The 22,210-nt window shown below is 64.0% G+C and carries 19 protein-coding genes and 1 pseudogene; 16 read left to right on the top strand and 4 right to left on the bottom strand.

Translation table 11 applies throughout. The features are described from left to right. Positions 1-6 precede the first annotated feature (6 nt). Positions 7-1,392: an amidohydrolase family protein gene (locus ACNQPL_RS10745; protein WP_416466678.1), complete on the bottom strand. Its 1,386-nt coding sequence runs from the start codon at positions 1,390-1,392 to the stop codon at positions 7-9. A 347-nt stretch (positions 1,393-1,739) separates the two neighbouring features. On the opposite strand from ACNQPL_RS10745, the gene rfaD reads away from it, so the two are divergent. Beyond that, the gene (rfaD, locus tag ACNQPL_RS10740; protein ID WP_416466677.1) at positions 1,740-2,771 is read left to right on the top strand and encodes an ADP-glyceromanno-heptose 6-epimerase; all 1,032 of its coding nucleotides are present in this window, start codon (positions 1,740-1,742) and stop codon (positions 2,769-2,771) included. Between the two features lie 100 nt (positions 2,772-2,871). Here rfaD and ACNQPL_RS10735 read toward each other — a convergent pair whose 3' ends face one another. From ACNQPL_RS10735 to paaY, 3 genes are all read right to left on the bottom strand, one after another. Further along, complete coding sequence (locus ACNQPL_RS10735; protein ID WP_416466676.1) at positions 2,872-4,659, bottom strand: ATP-binding protein; 1,788 nt, start codon at positions 4,657-4,659, stop codon at positions 2,872-2,874. A 32-nt stretch (positions 4,660-4,691) separates the two neighbouring features. After that, a complete protein-coding gene (paaX, locus tag ACNQPL_RS10730; protein WP_346613481.1) occupies positions 4,692-5,615 on the bottom strand; it encodes a phenylacetic acid degradation operon negative regulatory protein PaaX in 924 nt (307 codons plus the stop codon). 77 nt (positions 5,616-5,692) lie between these two features. Beyond that, a complete protein-coding gene (paaY, locus tag ACNQPL_RS10725; protein WP_346613342.1) occupies positions 5,693-6,292 on the bottom strand; it encodes a phenylacetic acid degradation protein PaaY in 600 nt (199 codons plus the stop codon). Positions 6,293-6,574: 282 nt separating this feature from the next. On the opposite strand from paaY, the gene paaF reads away from it, so the two are divergent. The 15 genes and pseudogenes from paaF (at position 6,575) to paaZ (ending at position 22,020) form a co-directional block, all read left to right on the top strand. Continuing rightward, positions 6,575-7,348, top strand: coding sequence for a 2,3-dehydroadipyl-CoA hydratase PaaF (gene paaF, locus ACNQPL_RS10720; RefSeq protein ID WP_416466675.1), 774 nt, complete (start codon positions 6,575-6,577; stop codon positions 7,346-7,348). A gap of 36 nt (positions 7,349-7,384) precedes the next feature. Then, on the top strand, positions 7,385-8,176 hold the full coding sequence (paaG, locus tag ACNQPL_RS10715; protein ID WP_346613340.1) for a 2-(1,2-epoxy-1,2-dihydrophenyl)acetyl-CoA isomerase PaaG: 792 nt from the start codon (positions 7,385-7,387) through the stop codon (positions 8,174-8,176). Between the two features lie 2 nt (positions 8,177-8,178). After that, positions 8,179-9,696, top strand: a complete 1,518-nt coding sequence (gene paaH / locus ACNQPL_RS10710; protein WP_416466674.1) for a 3-hydroxyacyl-CoA dehydrogenase PaaH — start codon at positions 8,179-8,181, stop codon at positions 9,694-9,696. Further along, complete coding sequence (gene paaI / locus ACNQPL_RS10705; RefSeq protein ID WP_416466672.1) at positions 9,689-10,144, top strand: hydroxyphenylacetyl-CoA thioesterase PaaI; 456 nt, start codon at positions 9,689-9,691, stop codon at positions 10,142-10,144. Before paaH ends, paaI begins: the two co-directional genes overlap by 8 nt. Next, the gene (gene pcaF, locus ACNQPL_RS10700; protein WP_416466671.1) at positions 10,137-11,357 is read left to right on the top strand and encodes a 3-oxoadipyl-CoA thiolase; all 1,221 of its coding nucleotides are present in this window, start codon (positions 10,137-10,139) and stop codon (positions 11,355-11,357) included. Before paaI ends, pcaF begins: the two co-directional genes overlap by 8 nt. Before the next feature lie 113 nt (positions 11,358-11,470). Next, on the top strand, positions 11,471-12,790 hold the full coding sequence (paaK, locus tag ACNQPL_RS10695; protein ID WP_416466670.1) for a phenylacetate--CoA ligase PaaK: 1,320 nt from the start codon (positions 11,471-11,473) through the stop codon (positions 12,788-12,790). A 187-nt stretch (positions 12,791-12,977) separates the two neighbouring features. Beyond that, positions 12,978-13,967 (top strand): 1,2-phenylacetyl-CoA epoxidase subunit PaaA, encoded by a 990-nt coding sequence (paaA, locus tag ACNQPL_RS10690; protein ID WP_346613335.1) that lies wholly within the window; start codon positions 12,978-12,980, stop codon positions 13,965-13,967. A 25-nt stretch (positions 13,968-13,992) separates the two neighbouring features. Further along, positions 13,993-14,274 (top strand): 1,2-phenylacetyl-CoA epoxidase subunit PaaB, encoded by a 282-nt coding sequence (gene paaB, locus ACNQPL_RS10685; RefSeq protein WP_346613334.1) that lies wholly within the window; start codon positions 13,993-13,995, stop codon positions 14,272-14,274. An 8-nt stretch (positions 14,275-14,282) separates the two neighbouring features. After that, positions 14,283-15,041: a 1,2-phenylacetyl-CoA epoxidase subunit PaaC gene (gene paaC / locus ACNQPL_RS10680; protein WP_416466669.1), complete on the top strand. Its 759-nt coding sequence runs from the start codon at positions 14,283-14,285 to the stop codon at positions 15,039-15,041. Further along, complete coding sequence (paaD, locus tag ACNQPL_RS10675; protein ID WP_416466668.1) at positions 15,028-15,561, top strand: 1,2-phenylacetyl-CoA epoxidase subunit PaaD; 534 nt, start codon at positions 15,028-15,030, stop codon at positions 15,559-15,561. The genes paaC and paaD overlap by 14 nt, the downstream gene beginning before the upstream one ends. A 15-nt stretch (positions 15,562-15,576) precedes the next feature. Beyond that, positions 15,577-16,653: a 1,2-phenylacetyl-CoA epoxidase subunit PaaE gene (paaE, locus tag ACNQPL_RS10670; protein ID WP_416466667.1), complete on the top strand. Its 1,077-nt coding sequence runs from the start codon at positions 15,577-15,579 to the stop codon at positions 16,651-16,653. 151 nt (positions 16,654-16,804) lie between these two features. Then, positions 16,805-17,113: a DUF485 domain-containing protein gene (locus tag ACNQPL_RS10665; protein WP_346613330.1), complete on the top strand. Its 309-nt coding sequence runs from the start codon at positions 16,805-16,807 to the stop codon at positions 17,111-17,113. Then, positions 17,104-18,672: pseudogene (locus ACNQPL_RS10660) on the top strand (cation acetate symporter); the annotation flags it as partial. The gene ACNQPL_RS10665 and the pseudogene ACNQPL_RS10660, both read left to right, overlap by 10 nt. Before the next feature lie 27 nt (positions 18,673-18,699). After that, a complete protein-coding gene (locus tag ACNQPL_RS10655) occupies positions 18,700-19,932 on the top strand; it encodes an OprD family porin (RefSeq protein ID WP_416466666.1) in 1,233 nt (410 codons plus the stop codon). A 39-nt stretch (positions 19,933-19,971) separates the two neighbouring features. Then, positions 19,972-22,020, top strand: coding sequence for a phenylacetic acid degradation bifunctional protein PaaZ (paaZ, locus tag ACNQPL_RS10650; protein ID WP_416466665.1), 2,049 nt, complete (start codon positions 19,972-19,974; stop codon positions 22,018-22,020). Positions 22,021-22,210 lie beyond the last annotated feature (190 nt).

The raw sequence follows: 22,210 nt of genomic DNA, 5'->3' as shown, positions 1-22,210 counted from the left end.
ATGCGATCAGCCTTGCTGCAACAAGTGCCGTGCCGCAGTGAGTGCCTGGCTGCGGAGCACGGCCGGGGCGTTGCCGATGAGCTGGCCCGCACGTTTGACGATGCGGCCGTCGGCGATCACGGTGTCGACGTCTGCTGGAGTCGCCGACTGAACGATGCACGCCACGGGATCGTTGACTGGGAACATGCCCAGCCTGCGGGTGTCGATCAGTGCCAGGTCGGCCCGCTTGCCCACAGAGATCGAACCTGTTTCCTGGCCGATGCCCATGGCATGCGCCGCCCCCTGTGTGGCCCAATGCAACGCATCCCTGGCGGTCATCAGTTGCTCATCACCGGAAGTGCCGATAGCCAGGTTGAGGCAGGTCTGCATGAGCATGAACGGGTTGGCATTACCACCCAGTATCAACGTGTCGATGCCGAGCGTGACCGGTAGTTTCGCGCGATGCAGCGCCGCCACTGGGGGCAGTCCATAGCCAACACGCATTTCAGTCAAGGGTGTGATGCACACGGTCGCGCCCGCCTGCGCGATGCTGGCCATGTCTTGTTCATCGGCGTGGGTGGCATGCACCAGCTGCACGGACGGGCTCAACAGGCCTCGGCTAGCCAGTTGTTGAATAGCCTTTTTCTCCTGCATCTGGCGGCTGACGGCAATATGGGTGGATACAGGCAGACCATGGGCTTTGGCAAATGCAAATTCTTCTTCCCAGATCGGCGCTTCGGTGCGTTCCGGGCCGCGGCTGGCCAAACCAAGATCGATACGCCGATGCGCGGAGGCCTGCAGTTGGGACTGGATACGCTCGATGTCCTTGAAGTCCATTAAGCCGGTGGCCGGCAAGTCCTGCGCGTAGCCGTACCACAGCCGCGCCCGCAATCCGCTGGAAGCCAGCGCGCGCAGTTCGGCCTGTGCGAAGTCGGGGTCGCGGATGTTGTGCGCCCAGCTGTTGACCGTGGTGATGCCCGCGTGAACGGCCTCAGCCAGCCCGAGGCGGACGCTGAGTTCGGTGAGGGCAGGGGTAAAGCGCTTGCTGGTGGCTTGCTGGCTAACAAAGAAGGCAGGCCCACCCGGAACAGGCGCGCTGTTGCGCAGCAGGCTGTTCCACAAATGCCAGTGGGTATCGATGAGCCCTGGTATCACGATCATGTCCGTTGCGTCGATTACCTGGGCCTGAGAGGCGTCCAGGCCCGTGCCGAGCTGGCGGATAATGCCGTGCTCGATCAGTACGTCGGCACTGTTCATGTCGCCAAGCGCGGGATCCATGGTTATCACAGTGGCATTGCGAATTAGCAGGCGACCAGCGCGCTCTTGTGGGAGGACGCTGGCCTGAACTGGAAGCATCAGACTGGCGCCTGCTAACGAGCCGAGTTGTAGCAATGTGCGGCGATCAATGGCCATTAAGCTTTCATCCTGGAATGTGGTGCTACAGAGTCACTTCGCCAGCGAAGCGAGCATTCGTAAATGCGACAGTGATGGTGGAGCTCGAGTTCGTTGGTGCGGCGGCGCTGGGGTGATGTGCTGATTACAGGCGGGTGTTGATCGTTTGCGAAGTAACGAATAATACTGCATTTAACATAATATGCATTATGCGAACCTACGTATTTCGCTGCTGGGCCGGAGGTGACAGATTTGAAACCAGGCCAATCTCCAAAAGCCCGAAACCGGCCATTCCTTGACCCAGGTTAACGCCACCTCACTTCCCCGTGATTAAAATGCGGGCTCCGCACCCTTACGGGGAATCTGGCATGACGATCATCGTAACCGGCGCCGCGGGCTTTATCGGTAGCAACCTCGTTCAGGCGCTCAACCAACGCAACGAAACCGAAATCATCGCTGTCGATGACCTGACTGACGGTGACAAATTCCGCAACCTGGCCTGCAGCGAAATTTCCGATTACCTGGACAAGGACGACTTCCTCGAGCGCTTCAGCCGTGGCCAGTTCGGCAAGGTGCGCGCCGTACTGCATCAAGGCGCATGTTCGAGCACCGTTGAAGCTGACGGTCGCTTCATGATGGATAACAACTACCGGTTCAGTCGTGAGTTGCTGGCGGCTGCTCAACATCAGCAGGTCCCGTTTTTATACGCATCATCGGCAGCCGTCTACGGCGCAGGCCAGGACTTTCGCGAACAACGTGAATGTGAGCGCCCGCTGAATGTTTACGGCTATTCGAAATTTCTCTTCGATCAACACGTACGCCGGCAGCTATCGGCCGCACGCAGCCAGATCGTCGGGTTACGTTATTTCAACGTCTACGGGCCCCATGAGCAGCACAAAGGCACTATGGCGTCAGTGGCCCTGCACTGCTACAACCAGTACCAGGCCCACGGCAAAGTCAGCCTGTTCGGCAGTTATGGCGAGTACCCGAACGGTGGCCATCTACGTGATTTCGTCTCTGTGGAGGATGTGGTCAAGGTGAACATGTTCTTCCTTGATAGCCCGCAATCCAGCGGCATCTTCAACGTAGGCAGTGGCCGCGCCCAGCCATTCAATGACGTGGCCTTGGCCGTGATCAATCGGCTGCGTGAGCGGCAAGACCAACCCCCGTTGTCACTCGAGATGGCCTTGCTCGAAGGCATTCTGGAGTACAGCGAATTTCCTGAGCATTTGCGGGGCAAGTACCAGTGTTACACCTGCGCAGACCTGAGGCGCTTGCGCGCTGCCGGTTATACGGCGCCTACATTGACAGCCCAGCAAGGCGTGGCCCGCTACTGCGATTGGTTGCAGGGTATCCAAAGCCCGTCACCGGCTGCGTTGAAGAATGCAGCGGCAGCTTGATATTGCGCATTTAAGCCCAATCCGGGTACTTTCAGCTGCTCCGCAGGCATTAATTGGCTAGATCTTGTCGATAACTACACTAAATAGTCATTTAGTGTAGTTATGATTTAACCATGACCGTAGCGTCTGCCCTGGTAGCCTGGCTGATTGCTGGATCGGCCAACAGCTCAGTCACCCGACTTGCAAATGCATGCAAGGTAAACGGCTTGGTCAGCACTTGCCTCCCCGCTGCTTGCACATATCCCGTGATGAACATTGCCTTCAGAGCGGGTTGGATCGCAGTCGCCTGTTCGGCCAGTTGCCACCCATCCATTGCGCCAGGCAAGCCCACATCGCTAACCAGCAGGTCGACGTTTGCCCCTGAGCGCAACAGTTCGAGCGCTGCGGCACCGTCGCCCGCCTGGAGTACCTGGTAGCCCTGTTCCTCCAGGGTTTCCTGCAGGATAATGCGCATCGTGTGCTCATCTTCCACCAGCAATATGACCTTTCCCTGCTGTAGCTCAAACTCAGCCGCTTTTGCCGCGTCCTGCTCGGGTTCGGCCACATCACCGCTATGCCGAGGCAAATAAAGATCGACCCGCGTGCCTTCATCCTGCTTCGAGTGGATCTTCACCTGGCCGCCCGATTGCTGCGCGAAGCCATAGATCATCGAAAGCCCCAGCCCCGTGCCCTGCCCTACGGGTTTGGTGGTGTAAAAAGGTTCGAAGACATGAGGTAGCACCTCAGGCGCGATGCCGATGCCGGTGTCGGTTACGCTCAGGTGCAGGTATTGCCCAGGCGCCAGGTCATGTTGTGGGGCCTCGTGCACCGTCAGCGCCAGGTTGCGCGCCGCCAAGGTGATCTGCCCCCCGCCAGGCATGGCATCGCGAGCATTGTTGCAGAGGTTCAGCAACGCGTTCTCAAGTTGGCTGGCATCGACGAACGCGGGCCAAAGTGCCACGTCGCACAGGGTATCGACCCGAATGCCGGGCCCTGCCGTGCGCTGTACCAGCTCACTCATGCCATGCAACAACGTGGGGAGCTCCACAGCCTTGGGCTCCAGTGTCTGACGCCGCGAAAACGCCAACAGGCGGTGGGTCAAAATGGCAGCGCGGCTGGCGGCGCTTCGTGCGGCACTGATGTGCTTGTCGACTTCCCCCATGCGGCCCTGATGGATGCGATGGCTGAGCAGCTCGAGCGAACCACTGATGCTGCCAAGCAAGTTGTTGAAATCGTGCGCCAGGCCGCCGGTCAATTGGCCAACCGCTTCCATTTTCTGCGACTGGCGCAGTTGTTCTTCGGCAGCCATCAACTCCGCCGTGCGCTGGCTAACCCTTTGCTCCAGCGTCTCGTTGAGTTCGCGCAAGGCTTCTTCGGCTATTGTCCGCTCCAGCAGGTCAGCTGCTGTTCGCGCCAGAATGTCGAGCAGGCGCAAAACCCGTTCCGAGGGCTGATGCGGTTGGCTCCAGTGCGTAGAGATCATGCCCAGCAACTGGCCGCTGCGCGATTGCAGTGGCGTGGTCTGTGCTGCCCGGATGCCGGCATTGCGGAAGCACAGCAGCTCTTCGGTGCCGGTGATCTCGTCCCACCGTTCAAAGTCCGAGACGATCGCACGCTCGCCACGCCTGAGGGCCAGGCCGCAGCTGCTCAGCGCATCGTGGCGCACCCACTGCCAGAACTGCACGGCCTCGGGGGGCAGCCCGCGCGAGCACAGCAATTGCAGCTGCCCGCCATGCCCAGACGGATGATCGGGCGGGCAAAGCACCTGCATTGTCGCAAATTGCGAGCCGGTGATGCTGGCGGCGGCGTCGACGATCTTGTCATAGAGCGCCCGGCGGTCCTGCTCGCCGATCAGGGTAACGCTGATGCTGTGCAGCAGGTCGATGTCGGCCAGCGCGGTGGTTGTCATGTCGGTCCCTCGAGGTGGTCAGCCTTGCAGCCTCAAGCCAAACCACCAAATCGTTTGTAGAAGCTTTCGTTCACGTCCGGCAAAGGGCCATCGGCCGTTTCCAGGGCCGTATTCAACCACGCCTCTGCCTGGGCGAACACCAGCCGATACAGGTTGCGGCACAACTGCCTTGCCGCCCTGCCTTCCCAGTCACCCGGCAAAAGCTCGTCGGGCAGCTGCGGGTCGCGCAACAGCAGCCTGCGGTACTCGTGGATCAACAAGGTGCGGGCCAGGAAGCAGTCTTCAGGGTTGAGCGCGTCCTGTTCTTTCAAGCCTTGCCACAGTGGCCGAAACAGCTGGATGAACTCGCTGTACTGTTGCCCCAGTTCGTCGATACGCCAGCTTTCGCGCACTTGCGCGCGCATGGCCTTGGAGGCCAGCACTTCCTGCGTATGGGTTTCGAAGACGATGCTGTCGTCGCTCGCTTCCAGCTCGCGCAAGGTCGCGGCCAGGTCGGCGCGGTCCGCGCGCGGGCAACCGAGCACGTTCGGGGCCATGGCGCCGAAACCCTGCCATTCCAGTTCTTCTCGCACGGCCTTGCGTTTGCCGGGGTCGAGTTGCGACAGCAAGACCAGGGTCCAGGCGCCGTCCCAGGCCGGCTGGCTGGGGCTGTAGACACGCTTGAACGCCTTCTCGAAACGCCTGCGGCCGGTACCGGTAAGGCTGTAGTAACTGCGCCGGCCGACCTTTTCAGCGGTCAGCCAGCCTTCCTTGGTCAGGCGGAAGATCGAGGTGCGGATCAGCCGTTCGTTGATGCCGACAGGTTCCAGCAGGTTGATCAGGCTGCCGAGCCAGACCGTGCCGCCATGGGGCTCGATGGCATCGCCGTACAGGGTGATGATCAGCGAACTGGCGCGGATCGGCGTCTGCTCCTGAAAGCGGGTGATCAGGTGGTTCAGCGGGGCGAGGTTGCTCATGGAGGAACTGTGCGCGGAGAAACCACCGACTATACCTGTGCGGCGGCCCGCCTGGCCATTGCGCGCTGCAGGGAGGTTCATGCGCCCTCCTCGCCTTTGGGCCGGAAGCCGCCGTCACCCATGCGCGGGCGCTGGGGTTCGGCTGCGGCCAGTGGTGGGCATTCGACCAGGCTGGCCATGCAGCGCTGGCTGAGGCGTTGGTATTCGGCGGTGCCGCGTTGCTTCCAGCGCAGTTCCTGCTCGGTCAATGGGCGTTTGGCCTGGGCGGGTGAGCCGATTACCAGGCTCTGTTCGGCGCACTCGAACCCGGCCTTGACGAACGCCGTGGCGCCGACGATGCAGCGCGGCGCGATGCGGGCGCCGTCCATGACCACCGCATTCATGCCGATCAGTGCGTCAGCGCCCACGCGGCAGCCATGCAGCACCGCACCATGGCCAACATGGCCGTTGCGCTCGATCACCGTGTCGCCACCGGGGAAGCCATGCATCACGCAGGTGTCCTGCAGGTTGGCGCCCTCCTCCAGGACGATGCGCCCGAAATCACCGCGCAGCGAGGCCAGTGGCCCTACATAACAGTGCGCGCCGACGATGACGTCACCGATCAATACGGCGCTTGGGTGGACATAGGCCGTCGGATCGATGACGGGGGTCAGGCCGTCGAGTCGGTAGCAGGGCATGTCGTATCTCCTGAAATGATTCGTATCGTATCTTGATCTTGTATCGTATGCCTGCTGGGCGTCAATCCTCTTGAACGCAGCGCAATTGCTTGTTCCTGGGAGAATCTACAGAGCTAAAGGTCGTATAACGAGATACACAATCCGTATTTTGCTATTGATTGTCTGTATCGCATGGTGTTTATATTGACCGCACCTGGGCACGCTCACCCGTCGCCCCTGCAGACAATTCCAAAAAAAGCCGGCCACTCGATGCGCCGGGCCAAGCAGCTTGAGGACCCCGACATGCCGCGTTATCTCCTAGTGCAGGCGCCGGAACACGGCGTTCGCCGGATCACCCTGCAACGCCCAGAGGCCCTCAATGCCCTGTGCACCGAACTGCTGGCAGAGCTGGCCGCCGAACTGGATGCCGCAGAGCGCGACGAGCAGACCCGCGCCGTGGTCATTACCGGCAGCCGCAAGGCGTTCGCCGCCGGTGCCGACATTCGCGAGATGGCCGAGCGCGACCTGGTTGGCATTCTCAATGACCCGCGGGTTGCCCACTGGCAGCGCATTGCGGCCTTCTGCAAACCCCTGATCGCTGCCGTGAACGGCTACGCCCTGGGCGGTGGCTGCGAGCTGGCGATGTGTGCCGACATCGTGATCGCGGGCAGCGATGCCCGCTTCGGCCAGCCTGAAATCAACCTTGGCATCATCCCCGGTGCCGGTGGCACCCAGCGCTTGCTGCGCGCCGTCGGCAAGCCCCTGGCGATGCAGATGGTCCTCACCGGTGAAGCGATTGACGCCCGGCATGCCCTGCAAGCCGGCCTGGTCAGCGAAATCACCCAGCCAGAACTGACGGTGGAGCGCGCTACCCAAGTTGCCCGCAGCATCGCCGCCAAGGCGCCGCTGGCGGTGCGCCTGGCCAAGGAGGCGCTGCTCAAGGCCGGCGACACCGACCTTGCCAGCGGCCTGCGCTTCGAGCGCCACGCCTTCACCCTGCTGGCCGGTACCGCCGACCGCGACGAAGGCATCCGCGCCTTCCAGGAAAAACGCCCGGCCCAGTTCAAAGGCCGTTGATTTGCCCTTCCCATCGCCTGACGGAGCAAGCCTTCCATGACGTTCGAGCACATTCTGTTTTCCATCGAGGGCGGTGTTGCCCAGCTCATCCTGAACCGCCCCGAGCAACTCAACAGCTTCAACACGCAGATGCACATGGAGGTGCGCGAGGCGCTCAAGCAGGTGCGCCAGAGCAGCGAAGCACGGGTGCTGCTGGTAACCGGGGAAGGCCGCGGCTTCTGCGCAGGCCAGGACCTGTCCGACCGCAATGTCGCCCCTGGCGCGGCAATGCCTGACCTGGGCGAGTCCATCGACACGTTCTACAACCCGCTGGTGCGCACCCTGCGTGACCTGCCGCTGCCGGTCATCTGCGCAGTCAATGGCGTGGCGGCAGGCGCCGGGGCGAACATTGCGCTGGCCTGCGACCTGGTGCTGGCGGCCCGTTCCGCCAGTTTCATCCAGGCCTTCTGCAAGATTGGCCTGGTCCCCGATTCCGGCGGCACCTGGTTGCTGCCGCGGCTGGTTGGCATGGCCCGGGCCAAAGCGCTGGCGATGCTCGGCGAGCGCCTGAGCGCCGAGCAGGCGCAGCAGTGGGGCCTGATCCACCGCGTGGTCGACGATGCCGAGCTGCGCGACGAGGCCATCGCCCTCGCCCGCCACCTGGCCAGCCAGCCCACCTACGGCCTGGCACTGATCAAGCGCAGCCTCAATGCCAGTTTCGACAATGGCTTCGACCAGCAGCTGGAGCTTGAGCGCGACCTGCAGCGCCTGGCCGGGCGCAGTGAAGATTATCGTGAGGGCGTGAGCGCCTTCATGAACAAGCGCACACCCGCGTTCAAGGGGCGTTGAACATGCAAGCACTTCAAAGCAGTGCCGTGGTCGCAGTGATCGGTGCGGGCGCCATGGGGGCTGGTATCGCCCAGGTGGCAGCCCAGGCTGGCCACCCGGTAAAGCTCTACGATAACCGCCCCGGTGTTGCGGCGCAGGCCGTGGCCGGTATCGATCGCCAGCTCGGTCGCCTTGTAGAAAAAGGCAAACTGCAGCCCGATGCCCGCGAAGCGATCGTGGCGCGCCTGCAGCCGGTGGAGGTGATCGAAGCCTTGGTCGACGCCCGGCTAGTGATCGAGGCCATCGTCGAAAACCTGCAGGTCAAGCAAGACCTGTTACGCCAGCTGGAAGCACTGTGCGCAGAGGACTGCATACTCGCCAGCAATACCTCGTCCCTGTCGATCACCAGCCTGGCGGCGGGCCTTGCCCGGCCGCAGAACGTGGTCGGCATGCACTTCTTCAACCCTGCGCCGTTGATGGCGCTGGTTGAAATCGTTTCGGGCCTGGCCACCGAACCAAACGTCGCCGCCGTGCTTTATCACACGGCAAAGGCCTGGGGTAAAAAGCCGGTTCACACCCGTTCCACGCCCGGTTTCATCGTCAATCGTGTGGCGCGGCCGTTCTATGCCGAAAGCTTGCGCCTGCTGCAGGAGGGCGCGGCCGACTGCGCAACACTCGATGCCTTGCTGCGCGAGGCCGGTGGTTTCCGCATGGGCGCGTTCGAACTCACCGACCTGATCGGGCATGACGTCAACTACGCCGTCACCTGTTCGGTGTTCGATGCATTTTATGGTGATTCCCGCTTCCAGCCCTCGCTGGTACAGAAGGAGCTGGTCGATGCGGGCCGTCTCGGGCGCAAGAGCGGGCATGGCTTCTATCGCTACGCCGAAGGCGCCGAGCGCCCGCCCGTGGCAGAACTTGCCAGTGCGCTGACGGTTGACCGCTGCGTGGTCGAAGGCCATCTCGGGGCGCTGCAGCCGCTGGTTGAGCGCTTGCGCGACAGTGGGCTTGCCATTACCGAACGCGCAGGCCGTGGCGTGATCCACGTCGGCGATGCGGCCCTTGCGCTGTGCGATGGGCGCCTGGCCAGCCAGCGTGCCCGGGATGAGGGCCTGCGCAACCTGGTGCTGATCGATCTGGCCCTGGATTACCGCACGGCTTCGCGCATCGCCATCAGCTGGTCGGCCGACACCACTGCCACGGCACGTGACCAGGTTGTCGCACTGCTGCACCGGGCAGGCATCCAGGTGGCCGCGGTTGCCGACCTGCCTGGCCTGGTGGTGCTGCGCACCGTGGCCATGCTTGCCAACGAGGCCGCCGATGCCGTGTTGCAAGGCGTCGGCAGCGCCGCCGACATCGACCTGGCCATGTGCGCCGGTGTCAATTACCCACGCGGCCCATTGGCCTGGGCCGAGCAGATCGGCCTGGGTTACACGCTGCGCGTGCTGGAACACCTGCAGGCCAGCTATGGCGAAAGCCGCTACCGCCCTTCCCTGCTGCTGCGCCGCAGCCACGCCCAAGGAGCCCGCCTGCATGACTGAACTGCAACGCACCCCGGACGAACTGGCCCAGGCCTGCGCCGCCGCCCTGTTCTCCCGCGACCAGGCCAGCCAGGCCCTGGGCATCCGCCTGCGCAGTGCCGGCGCAGGCCAGGCCCGCCTGAGCATGCCGGTGCGCGCCGACATGCTCCAGGGCCACGGCACCTGCCACGGTGGTTTCCTCTTCGCCCTCGCCGACTCGGCCTTTGCCTTCGCCTGCAACAGCTACGACGAAGCCACGGTCGCCCTGGGCTGCAGCATCGACTACGTCGCCCCCGCACTGTGCGGTGACGTGCTGACTGCAAGTGCGGCCGAAATGAGCCGCAAGGGCCGCACCGGGCTGTACGACGTGCGCATCGAAAACCAGCGCGGCGAGCTGATCGCCCTGTTCCACGGCAAATCCTACAAAGTGCGCGGCACGGTGCTCGCGCAGGAGACCGCAAATGACTGAACACCCTCCCCTCGATGCACTGATCATCGATGCCGTGCGCACGCCGATCGGCCGTTACGGCGGCGCCCTCAGCAGCGTACGCGCCGACGACCTGGCCGCCGTGCCAATCAAGGCGCTGGTCGCGCGCTACCCGGCGCTTGACTGGTCCGCCATCGACGACGTGATCCTTGGTTGCGCCAACCAGGCCGGTGAGGACAACCGCAACGTGGCGCGCATGGCCGCGCTGCTGGCCGGCCTGCCGATCAGCGTGCCCGGCACCACGATCAACCGCCTGTGCGGCTCCGGCATGGACGCCATCGGCAACGCCGCCCGCGCCCTGCGCTGCGGTGAAGCCGGGCTGATGCTGGCCGGCGGCGTCGAGTCGATGTCGCGTGCACCGTTTGTCATGGGCAAGTCCGAGCAGGCCTTTGGCCGCAGCGCCGAGCTGTTCGATACGACCATCGGTTGGCGCTTCGTCAACACCCTGATGCAGGCCGAGTTCGGCATCGATTCGATGCCCGAAACGGCCGAAAACGTCGCCGACCAGTTCGCTATCTCCCGTGCCGACCAGGATGCTTTCGCCCTGCGCAGCCAGCACAAGGCCGCCGCCGCCCAGGCCCGCGGCCGGCTGGCACGTGAAATCGTGCCGGTGGAAATCGCCCAGCGCAAAGGCCCGGCCATTCGGGTCGAGCAGGATGAACACCCGCGCGCCGACACCACCCTGGAGCAACTGGCCAGGCTGGGTACGCCGTTCCGTCAAGGCGGCAGCGTCACGGCGGGCAATGCGTCGGGGGTCAACGATGGTGCGTGCGCGCTGTTGCTGGCCAGCAGCGCAGCCGCCCGCCGCCATGGCCTGAAGGCGCGAGGGCGGATCGTCGGCATGGCGGTGGCCGGCGTTGAGCCACGCATCATGGGCATCGGCCCTGTGCCGGCGACCCACAAGGTGCTGGAACTGACCGGCCTGTCACTGGCCGACATGGACGTCATCGAGCTCAACGAAGCCTTCGCCGCCCAAGGCCTGGCCGTGTTGCGCGAGCTGGGCCTGGCTGATGACGACGCGCGGGTCAACCGTAACGGCGGCGCCATTGCACTTGGCCACCCGCTGGGCATGAGCGGCGCCCGCCTGGTCACCACCGCCCTGCACGAACTGGAAGAAAGCGCCGGCCGCTACGCCCTGTGCACCATGTGCATCGGTGTCGGCCAAGGCATTGCCATGGTCATCGAACGCCTCTGACCAATGGCTTGTTACTGAACGCGACGCCGCCGGTTATGCTGCGTCCATGACACTCACGGCGCCGCTCCTTATAGAGGAAGGCGCCGGTCTACAAGAACAATTCGAGTGATGCCATGAACATGTACCATGATGCCGATCGTGCCCTGCTGGACCCGATGGAAACCGCCAGTGTCGACGCCCTGCGTCAGCACCAGCTGGAGCGGTTGCGCTGGAGCCTGAACCACGCCTACGACAACGTGCCGCTGTACCGTAAACGCTTCGACGAGTGTGGCGCCCACCCGGAGGACCTGAAGTCCCTCGACGACCTGGCGAAATTCCCCTTCACCGGCAAGAACGACCTGCGCGACAACTACCCCTACGGCATGTTCGCCGTGCCCCAGCAAGAGGTGGTGCGCCTGCACGCCTCCAGCGGCACCACCGGCAAGCCGACCGTGGTGGGCTACACCCAGAACGACATCGACACCTGGGCCAATGTGGTCGCCCGCTCGATCCGCGCTGCAGGTGGGCGCAAGGGCGACAAGGTGCATGTGTCCTACGGCTATGGCCTGTTCACCGGCGGCCTGGGTGCGCACTATGGGGCGGAGCGCCTGGGGTGTACGGTAATCCCCATGTCGGGCGGCCAGACCGAGAAGCAAGTGCAGCTGATTCGGGACTTCCAGCCCGACATCATCATGGTCACGCCCTCCTATATGCTCAACCTGGCCGACGAGATCGAGCGCCAGGGCATCGACCCGCACGACCTCAAGCTGCGCCTGGGCATCTTCGGTGCCGAGCCATGGACAGACGAGCTGCGCCGCTCCATCGAGCACCGGCTGGGCATCGATGCGCTGGATATCTATGGCCTGTCCGAGATCATGGGCCCGGGCGTGGCCATGGAGTGCATCGAGACCAAGGATGGCCCGACCATCTGGGAAGACCACTTCTACCCCGAAATCATCGACCCGGTGACCGGCGCGGTCTTGCCTGACGGCCAGCTCGGCGAGCTGGTGTTCACTTCGCTGAGCAAAGAGGCGCTGCCGATGGTGCGCTACCGTACCCGCGACCTGACGCGCCTGCTGCCCGGTACGGCGCGGCCGATGCGGCGTATTGGCAAGATCACCGGGCGCAGTGACGACATGCTGATCATTCGTGGGGTCAACGTGTTCCCGACGCAGATCGAGGAGCAGGTACTTAAAATCAAACAGCTTTCAGAACTTTATGAGATTCATCTGTATCGCATTGGCAATCTGGACAGCGTCGAGGTGCACGTGGAGCTGCGTGCTGAGTGCCAGACCATGGAGGACGGCCAGCGCAAGCTGCTCACCGGTGAACTGAGCAAACAGATCAAGACCTACATCGGCATCAGTACCCAGGTGCGACTGCAGCCCTGCGGTACGCTGAAACGCTCCGAAGGCAAGGCGTGCCACGTGTTTGATAAACGGTTGGCTGGCTGAGTCATCGGCTGCCTTTGCGCCCCGGCCTGGCCCGGGGCTTTTTTTTGCCTGGGAGAAAGCTGGGGGCTGCTTTGCAGCCCGCAGCCTCCCCAAACGATACATAAAACTCATCTGATACACCTAAAACTGTTTGACGTTATGTTTTGTATCGCTTACAAATGACTCATGCCTTAGCAGGAGTCGGAACATGTACGCACAGCTAGTGGAAACCGGAGTAAAACGCGTCAAGGCGCTGGACGAGATGTCGCCTGAAGAACGCCACTTCCAGGAAAAGATCGACGCCGAAATCAAGATCGAAGCCAAGAACTGGATGCCCGAGGCCTATCGCCAGACCCTGATCCGGCAGATCTCCCAGCACGCCCATTCGGAAATCGTCGGCATGCTGCCCGAAGGCAACTGGGTCACCCGCGCCCCCAGCCTCAAGCGCAAGCTGCAACTGATGGCCAAGATCCAGGACGAAGCCGGCCACGGCCTGTATCTGTACAGCGCCATGGAAACCCTCGGCGCCGACCGCGACGAAGAAATCGCCAAGCTGCACAGCGGCAAGGCCAAGTATTCGAGCATCTTCAACTACCCGACCCTGAGCTGGGCCGACATGGGCGCGGTGGGCTGGCTGGTCGATGGCGCTGCCATCGTCAACCAGGTGGTGCTGCAGCGCACCTCCTATGGCCCCTACTCCCGCGCCATGGTGCGTATCTGCAAGGAAGAAAGCTTCCACCAGCGCCAAGGCTACGAGCTGCTGCTGACCATGATGCGCCAGGGCACCCAGGCACAGAAGGACATGGTCCAGGACGCCATCAACCGCCTGTGGTGGCCGTCGCTGATGATGTTCGGCCCCAGCGACGAACACTCCCCCAACAGCGCCCAGTCGATGGCCTGGAAGATCAAGCGCCAGACCAACGATGAACTGCGCCAGCGCTTCATCGACCAGACCGTGCCGCAGCTCGAACTGCTCGGCTGCACGGCGCCCGACCCCGACCTCAAGTGGAACGAAGCCCGCGGCCACTACGACTTCGGCGAAATCCAGTGGGACGAGTTCTACGAAGTCATCAAAGGCAACGGCCCGTGCAATCAGGAACGCGTCGCCACCCGGCGCAAGGCCATCGAGGATGGCGCCTGGGTGCGCGAAGCGGCCGTGGCCTACGCACGCAAGCAACAGAACAAGAACGCCGCCTGAGCGGCGATTGATGCGGAGATCTGAAATGTCTGTCTGGACCCTCTACGAAGTGTTCGTACGCAGCAAGCACGGCCTGAACCACAAGCATGTCGGCAGCGTGCACGCCGCCGACGCCGCCATGGCCATCGAGAACGCGCGCGAGCTGTACACCCGCCGCAGCGAAGGGGTCAGCCTGTGGGTGGTGCCTTCGGCACTGATCACCGCCACCTCGCCTGACGAAAAAGACCCGCTGTTCGCGCCGTCGGACGACAAGGTCTACCGCCACGCCAGCTTCTACCAACTGCCCGACGAAGTCGGGCACATGTGAGGTTGGCCATGTACAAGCACGATCTCATCCCTTACCTGCTGTTGCTCGGCGACAGCGCCCTGGTCCAGGGCCAGCGCCTGTGCGAATGGTGTGGCCACGCACCGGCACTGGAAGAAGAGCTGGCCTTGATGAACGTCGGCCTCGACCTGGTGGGCCAGGCGCGCAACTGGCTGGAGTACGCCGCCGAGTTGCTGGACGACGGCCGCGACGCCGACGCCCTGGCGTTTCGCCGTGACGAGCGCGCGTACCGCAACCTGTTGCTGGTCGAGCAACCCAATGGCGACTTCGCCGTGACCATGGCCAAGCAGTTCTTCTATGACGCCTGGCACTACGCGGTGCTGCAGCGGCTGGTCGACTCCAGCGACGAACGAATTGCCGGCATTGCTGCCAAGGCCCTCAAGGAAGTCACGTACCACCTGCGCCGTTCGGCTGAATGGGTGCAGCGCCTGGGCGGCGGCACCGACGAAAGCCGTCGGCGCATGCTCGGGGCTATTCCGGCGTTGTGGCGCTTCACTGTCGAGCTCGCGGCAGGCAGCGCTAACGAGGTGCAACTGGCCGAAGCCGGCATCGCGGCCGACCCTGCGCAGGTCGGCGCAGATTGGCTCAAACAGGTCAGCACCCTCTTCGCCTCGGTCGAATTGCCCCTGCCCAAGGCAGCCAGCCACTTCTACCTCAGTGGCCGCCAAGGCCTGCACACCGAACACCTGGGCCTGTTGCTGGCCGAAATGCAGTGCCTGCCAAGGGCCTACCCCGATGCAACCTGGTGAGCTGATTGCCGGCGACCGCGGTGCCCGGGCGCCGCAAAGCGACGACCTCGCGCGCGCCTGGGCGGTACTGGGCGGGGTCATGGACCCGGAAGTGCCGGTGGTCAGTGTGGTGGACCTGGGCATTGTCCGTGACCTGGGCTGGCGTGCCGGCCACCTGCATTTGGTGGTCACACCCACCTACTCCGGTTGCCCAGCCACCGAAGTGATCGAGAGCGACATCCGCCAGGCGCTGGAGCAGGCCGGTTTTCCGGCACCCGACCTTGAGCGTCGGCTGACCCCGGCCTGGAGCACCGACTGGATCAGTGCGTTGGGCCGTGAACGCCTGCGCGCCTACGGCATCGCCCCACCCAGCGGCAGCGCCAGCAAGCGCAGCCTGCTCGGCGAGACGCCCCAGGTGTGCTGCCCGCAATGCGGCAGCCACCACACCGAACTGCTCAGCCAGTTCGGCTCCACGGCCTGCAAGGCGCTGTACCGCTGCCGCGAGTGCCTGGAGCCGTTCGACTATTTCAAATGCATTTGAGCCGTGGAGGCCACCATGAGCCAGTTTCACAGCCTGACCATCAAGCAAGTGCGCAACGAAACCCGCGACGCGGTATCGATTGCTTTCGACGTGCCACCACACCTGCAGGACGCCTTCCGTTTCACCCAGGGCCAGTACCTGGTGATGCGTACCCAGCTGGGCAATGAAGAAGTACGCCGCTCCTATTCCATCTGCAGCGCCGTGCAGGATGGCGAGCTGCGCGTAGCCGTCAAACGGGTAGCCGGCGGGCGTTTCTCGGCTTTTGCCAATGACACGCTCAAGGCCGGCCAGCAACTGGAGGTGATGCCGCCGGCAGGCAGCTTCTTCGTGCCGCTGCAGCCGACCCGCCAGGGCAACTACCTGGGCGTGGCCGCTGGCAGCGGCATTACGCCGATCCTGTCGATCATTGCCACTACCCTGGCCAGCGAGCCGCACAGCCGCTTCACCTTGTTGTACGGCAACCGCGCAAGCGCCGGCGCGCTGTTTCGCAACACGCTCGAAGACCTGAAAAACCGCTACCTCGACCGCCTCAACCTGATTTTCGTGTTCAGCCGCGAGCAGCAGGACGTCGACCTGTACAACGGCCGCATCGACGCCGACAAGTGCGGCCAGCTGTTCTCCCGCTGGATGGACGTGGCCAGCCTGGATGCTGCGTTCATCTGCGGCCCGCAGGCTATGACCGAGACCGTGCGCGACAGCCTGCAGGCCAACGGCATGGCCAAGGATCGCATCCATTTCGAGCTGTTCGCTGCTGCCGGCAGCGAGACCCGTCGCGAAGCCCGCGAGGCGGCGCGCCAGGCCGATTCGGCGCTCAGCCAGATCACCGTGATCAGCGATGGCCGGGCTTTGAGCTTCGACCTGCCGCGCAATACCCAGAACGTGCTGGACGCCGGCAACGCCATCGGCGCCGAGCTGCCCTACTCGTGCAAGGCCGGGGTGTGCTCGACCTGCAAGTGCCGGGTGATCGAGGGCGAGGTGGAGATGGACAGCAACCATGCGCTGGAAGACTACGAAGTGGCGGCCGGGTACGTGTTGTCGTGCCAGACCTACCCGCTCAGCGACAAGGTGGTCCTCGACTTCGACCAGCTCTGAAACCGAGTCACCCTTCTCGCGGATGAATCCGCTCCTACATGGGCCGAGCAGACCCGTAGGAGCGGATTCATCCGCGATAGGGCCCTCAGCTACACCGCAACACCCGCGTGACCTCAACAAAAACAATTACAACACCAAGAGATCGCTTGCCATGACCCCCGAACACATCGAGAGCATCAGCAACCACCCCGATTTCCAGCACCTGGTACGGCGCAAGCGCCGCCTCAACGGCAGCCTGACACTGGCCATGCTGGTGATCTACTACGGCTTCGTCCTGCTGGTGGCGTTCTCCCCCAGCACCCTGGGCCAGTCCCTCAGCGGCGGCGTGACCACCGTCGGCATGCTGGTCGGGGTGCTCATGGTGCTGGTGTCCTTCGCCCTCACCGGCATCTATGTGCACCGCGCCAACAACGTGCTCGACCCGCTTAACGACAAGGTCAAGCAGGAGTGCGCGCAATGAACTGGACCGCCATCTCGATGTTCATGGTGTTCGTCTGCTTCACCCTGCTGGTGACCCGCTGGGCGGCCTTGCGCACCCGCTCGGCCAGCGACTTCTACACCGCCGGCGGCGGCCTGACCGGCATGCAGAACGGCCTGGCGATTGCCGGCGACATGATCAGCGCAGCGTCCTTCCTGGGTATTTCGGCGATGATGTTCCTGAACGGTTACGACGGCCTGCTGTATGCCCTGGGCGTACTGGCCGGCTGGCCGATCATCCTGTTCCTGATCGCCGAGCGCCTGCGCAACCTGGGCAAATACACCTTCGCTGACGTGGTTTCCTACCGCCTCGCACAAACCCCGGTGCGCCTCAGCTCGGCGTTCGGCACCCTGGCGGTGGCACTGATGTACCTGGTGGCGCAGATGGTCGGGGCCGGCAAGTTGATCGAATTGCTGTTCGGCATCAGTTACCTGTACGCGGTCATGCTGGTCGGCGTGCTGATGGTCGCCTACGTCACCTTCGGCGGCATGCTCGCCACCACCTGGGTGCAGATCATCAAGGCGGTCATGCTGCTCTCGGGCACCACCTTCATGGCGTTCATGGTGCTCAAGCATTTCGGCTTCAGCACCGAAGCGATGTTCGCCAACGCCGTGGCCGTGCACGCCAAGGGCCAGGCGATCATGGCGCCGGGCGGCTTGCTGTCGAACCCGGTTGATGCGATTTCGCTGGGCCTGGGCATGATGTTCGGTACCGCCGGGCTGCCGCATATCCTGATGCGCTTCTTTACCGTCAGCGACGCCAAGGAAGCGCGCAAGAGCGTGTTCTACGCCACCGGCTTCATCGGCTACTTCTACCTGCTGCTGATCGTCATCGGTTTTGGCGCCATTGTCATGGTCGGCACCGAACCGGCCTACCGCGATGCCAGCGGCGCGATCATCGGCGGCGGCAACATGGTCGCCGTGCACCTGGCGCAGGCGGTGGGTGGCAACCTGTTCCTGGGCTTCATCTCTGCCGTGGCGTTCGCGACCATTCTGGCTGTGGTGGCTGGCCTGGCGCTTTCCGGGGCTTCGGCGGTGTCCCATGACCTGTATGCCTGCGTGGTGCGCAAGGGCCAGGCCACGGAGCAAGAAGAAATGCGCGTGTCGCGGATCGCCACGCTGGTGATCGGCATGCTGGCGGTGGTGCTGGGGCTGGTGTTCGAGTCGCAGAACATTGCCTTCCTGTCCGGCCTGGTACTGGCCGTGGCCGCTTCGGTCAACTTCCCGGTGTTGCTGCTCTCCATGTTCTGGAAGGGCCTGACCACCCGCGGCGCAGTGTGCGGCAGCATGGCCGGGCTGGTTTCGGCCGTGGTGCTGGTGGTGCTGGGCCCGGCGGTGTGGGTCAACGTGCTGCACAACGAGCGGGCGCTGTTCCCCTACAGCAACCCGGCGCTGTTCTCCATGAGCCTGGCGTTCCTTGGCGCCTGGGTGTTCTCGGTGACGGACACCTCCGTGCGTGCCAGCGAAGAGCGTGGCCGTTACCTGGCGCAGTTCATCCGGTCCATGACCGGCATCGGCGCCGCTGGCGCAAGCAAGCACTGACCCTTGAATATGTCGGGTATAAAAACAATGAACCGCATGCAACTCACTTCTGCCGCTTGGCTGGCCACCCTCGCCCTGCCCGTGCCGGCCCTTGCCGACTTCATCGGCGACAGCCATGCACGGCTGGACCTGCGCAACCACTACATCAACCGCGATTTGCGCCAAAGCAATGCCCCGCAAGCCAAGGCCGAGGAATGGGGCCAGGGCTTTACCGCCCGGCTGGAATCCGGCTTTACCGACGGCCCGCTGGGCTTTGGCATGGACGCCATGGGCGAGCTGGGCATCAAGCTCGATTCCAGCCGCGAGCGGCGCAATACCGGCCTGCTGCCGTTCGGCCCGAACAGCGGTGAGCCGGTCGATGACTACAGCGAGCTGGGCCTGACCGGCAAGGTGCGCCTGGCCAAGAGCACCCTGCGCCTGGGCACGCTGCAGCCGATCCTGCCGGTGGTGGTGTACAACGACACCCGCCTGCTGGCCTCGACCTTCCAGGGCGGCCAGCTGACCAGCCAGGACATCGACCGCCTGACCGTCAATGCCGGGCGCCTGACCAAGGCCAACCTGCGCGATTCGTCCGGGCGCGACGATATAGGCTACGGCGCCGCCAGCAGCGACCACCTGGATTTCGCCGGCGGCAGTTACGCGCTCACCCCGCAGACCAGCGTGAGCTACTACTACGCCAAACTCGAAGACATCTACCGCCAGCAGTTCATCGGCCTGATCGACACCCGCCCGCTGGCTGAAGGCGTTAGCCTGCGCACCGACCTGCGCTACTTCGACAGCCGCAACGACGGTGCCCAACGCGCCGGCAACATCGACAACCGCAACTTCAACGCCATGTTCACCCTGGGTGTCCGGGCCCACAAGTTCACCGCCACCTGGCAACAGATGTCCGGCGACAGCGCCTTCCCGTTCGTCAACGGCGGCGACCCGTTCACCGTCAACCTGGTGACCTACAACACCTTCACCCGTGCCGGGCTGGACGCGTGGCAGGTGCGCTACGACTACGACTTCGTCGCCCTGGGCATCCCCGGCCTGAGCTTCATGACCCGCTACACCGACGGCCGTCACGCCGAGACCGCCACGGTCAGCAACGGCCGTGAGCGCGAGCGTGACACTGACCTCACCTACGTCATCCAGAGCGGCCCGCTCAAGGACGTCAGCCTGCGCTGGCGCAACGTCACCTTCCGTTCCGGCAATGGCCTGACCAACGCCGTGGACGAAAACCGCCTGATCATCGGCTACACCCTGGCGCTGTGGTAACAGCGCCCTTCCTGACATTAGAACAGCATGGAGAACAGCATGTCTGACGCCCCAACCTTGCAGAGTTTCATCGCCGGCCGCTGGATCGGCCAGCACGGCGCCCAGGCCTTGCGCAGCGCCCTTGACGGCCATGTCCTGGCCTACAGCCATGAAGAACGCCCGGATTTCGCCGAGGCCGTGGATTTTGCCCGCGCCCGTGGCCTGGCTGAGCTGATGGCCATGGACTTTCAGCAACGCGCTGCCCGCTTGAAAGCCATTGCCTTGTACCTGGCCGAGCGCAAGGAACAGTTGTACGCGCTGTCCCACCACAGCGGCGCCACCCGCGCCGACAGCTGGATCGACATCGAAGGCGGCAATGCCACGCTGTTCGCCTACGCCGGTATCGGCAGCCGCGAGCTGCCTTCGGGGAACCTGGTGCATGAAGGGCCGGCGATCCCGCTGGGCAAGCAGGGCCATTTTGCCGGTAGCCACATCCTGGTGCCGCGTGCCGGTGTCGCCGTGCACATCAACGCGTTCAACTTCCCCATCTGGGGCATGCTCGAGAAGTTCGCCCCGACGTTCCTCGCCGGCATGCCGTGCATCGTCAAACCGGCCACGTCCACCAGCTACCTTACCGAAGCCGTGGTGCGCCTGATGAACGCGTCCGGCCTGCTGCCAGCTGGCAGCCTGCAACTGGTGATCGGCAGTACCGGCGACTTGCTCGAGCGCCTGCAGGGCCAGGATGTGGTGACCTTCACCGGCTCTGCCGACACCGCGGCAAAACTGCGCGTCACGCCCAACCTGATCCGCAATTCGGTGCCGTTCACCGCCGAAGCCGATTCGCTCAACTGCGCCATCCTTGGCCCTGATGTGGCCCCGGACAGCGAAGAGTTCGACCTGTACATCAAGGAGGTGGTGCGTGAAATGACCACCAAGGCCGGGCAAAAATGCACCGCCATCCGCCGCGCCATCGTCCCGGCCAAGCACCTGGATGCGGTGGCCACGCGCCTGCGTGAGCGCCTGAGCAAGGTGGTGGTCGGCGACCCTTCGGTAGAAGGCGTGCGCATGGGCGCGCTGGCCTCGCATGACCAGCAGCGTGACGTCGGCGAGCGCGTTCGCGCCCTGCTGCAAAGCTGCGACCAGCTGTTTGGCGCCAGCGACGGTTTTGCCCCGCGTGGTGAGGGTGTTGCCGAAGGGGCCTTCTTCGCCCCGACCCTGCTCCAGGCCCGCGACCCGCATGCCGACGGCGGCGCCCACGATATCGAGGCGTTCGGCCCGGTCAGCACGCTGATGGCCTACGACGACCTCGACGAGGCCCTGGCCCTGGCGGCACGCGGCAAAGGCAGCCTGGTGGCGACCCTGGTTACCGCTGACCGCGCCGTTGCCGCCAAGGCAATCCCGGTAGCCGCCGCCTGGCATGGTCGCCTGCTGGTGCTGGACAGCGAGGCCGCCAAGGAGTCCACCGGCCACGGCTCGCCATTACCACAGCTCAAGCACGGCGGCCCCGGCCGTGCCGGTGGCGGCGAGGAGCTGGGTGGCCTGCGAGCGGTCAAGCATTACCTGCAGCGTGCTGCCGTGCAGGGGTCGCCGAGCATGCTCACGGCGGTGACCGGTGAATATGTGCGCGGTGCTGAAGTGATCGAGACCGAGGTGCATCCGTTCCGCCGGCATTTCGAGGACCTGCGCATTGGTGAGTCGCTGCTCACCCACCGGCGCACGGTGACCGAGGCCGACCTGGTCAACTTCGGTTGCCTGTCGGGCGACCACTTCTACATGCACTTCGACGAGATCGCGGCCAAGGCGTCGCAGTTCGGCAAGCGCATTGCCCACGGCTATTTCGTGCTGTCGGCGGCGGCCGGGCTGTTCGTTTCGCCAGGCGCCGGGCCGGTGCTGGCCAACTACGGGCTGGACACCCTGCGTTTCATCAACCCGGTGGGGATCGGCGACACCATCCAGGCGCGGCTGACCTGCAAACGCAAGATCGACCAGGGCAAGGCCAGCCCGCTGGGGCAGCCGCAGGGTGTGGTGGCGTGGGATGTCGAGGTGACCAATCAGCTGGGTGAGCTGGTGGCGAGCTATGACATTCTGACGTTGGTGCTGAAGCGCTAGGTTTGTGGCTTGTCGAGAGAGAATTGGCGGTTTTGAGATCGAGCGCCGGGCGCTTGCCTTGAGATCTTCAGCGCCCATGAGATCGAGCGCCGCCCGCGCGGCGCATCGCGGGCAAGCCCGCTCCTACATTTGTTGCAACGCGCCGTTCCAGTCAGGCCATGGTTGTCCGCCTTGGCGCATGACTGAAGAC

This window comes from Pseudomonas sp. LFS044, from assembly GCF_047978245.1.
Classification (GTDB): Bacteria; Pseudomonadota; Gammaproteobacteria; order Pseudomonadales; family Pseudomonadaceae; genus Aquipseudomonas.
This window is presented reverse-complemented; position numbering and strand designations above follow the sequence as displayed.

Bases quoted from the DNA above. Each gene is read 5' to 3' on its own strand.
- paaE (WP_416466667.1), top strand. From the start codon at position 15,577: ATGAGCCAGTTTCACAGCCTGACCATCAAGCAAGTGCGCAACGAAACC.
- paaB (WP_346613334.1), top strand. From the start codon at position 13,993: ATGTCTGTCTGGACCCTCTACGAAGTGTTCGTACGCAGCAAGCACGGC.
- ACNQPL_RS10745 (WP_416466678.1), bottom strand. From the start codon at position 1,392: ATGGCCATTGATCGCCGCACATTGCTACAACTCGGCTCGTTAGCAGGC.
- paaZ (WP_416466665.1), top strand. From the start codon at position 19,972: ATGTCTGACGCCCCAACCTTGCAGAGTTTCATCGCCGGCCGCTGGATC.
- paaK (WP_416466670.1), top strand. From the start codon at position 11,471: ATGAACATGTACCATGATGCCGATCGTGCCCTGCTGGACCCGATGGAA.
- ACNQPL_RS10735 (WP_416466676.1), bottom strand. From the start codon at position 4,659: ATGACAACCACCGCGCTGGCCGACATCGACCTGCTGCACAGCATCAGC.
- ACNQPL_RS10655 (WP_416466666.1), top strand. From the start codon at position 18,700: ATGAACCGCATGCAACTCACTTCTGCCGCTTGGCTGGCCACCCTCGCC.
- paaC (WP_416466669.1), top strand. From the start codon at position 14,283: ATGTACAAGCACGATCTCATCCCTTACCTGCTGTTGCTCGGCGACAGC.
- rfaD (WP_416466677.1), top strand. From the start codon at position 1,740: ATGACGATCATCGTAACCGGCGCCGCGGGCTTTATCGGTAGCAACCTC.
- paaI (WP_416466672.1), top strand. From the start codon at position 9,689: ATGACTGAACTGCAACGCACCCCGGACGAACTGGCCCAGGCCTGCGCC.
- paaH (WP_416466674.1), top strand. From the start codon at position 8,179: ATGCAAGCACTTCAAAGCAGTGCCGTGGTCGCAGTGATCGGTGCGGGC.
- ACNQPL_RS10665 (WP_346613330.1), top strand. From the start codon at position 16,805: ATGACCCCCGAACACATCGAGAGCATCAGCAACCACCCCGATTTCCAG.
- paaF (WP_416466675.1), top strand. From the start codon at position 6,575: ATGCCGCGTTATCTCCTAGTGCAGGCGCCGGAACACGGCGTTCGCCGG.
- paaX (WP_346613481.1), bottom strand. From the start codon at position 5,615: ATGAGCAACCTCGCCCCGCTGAACCACCTGATCACCCGCTTTCAGGAG.
- pcaF (WP_416466671.1), top strand. From the start codon at position 10,137: ATGACTGAACACCCTCCCCTCGATGCACTGATCATCGATGCCGTGCGC.
- paaG (WP_346613340.1), top strand. From the start codon at position 7,385: ATGACGTTCGAGCACATTCTGTTTTCCATCGAGGGCGGTGTTGCCCAG.
- paaA (WP_346613335.1), top strand. From the start codon at position 12,978: ATGTACGCACAGCTAGTGGAAACCGGAGTAAAACGCGTCAAGGCGCTG.
- paaD (WP_416466668.1), top strand. From the start codon at position 15,028: ATGCAACCTGGTGAGCTGATTGCCGGCGACCGCGGTGCCCGGGCGCCG.
- paaY (WP_346613342.1), bottom strand. From the start codon at position 6,292: ATGCCCTGCTACCGACTCGACGGCCTGACCCCCGTCATCGATCCGACG.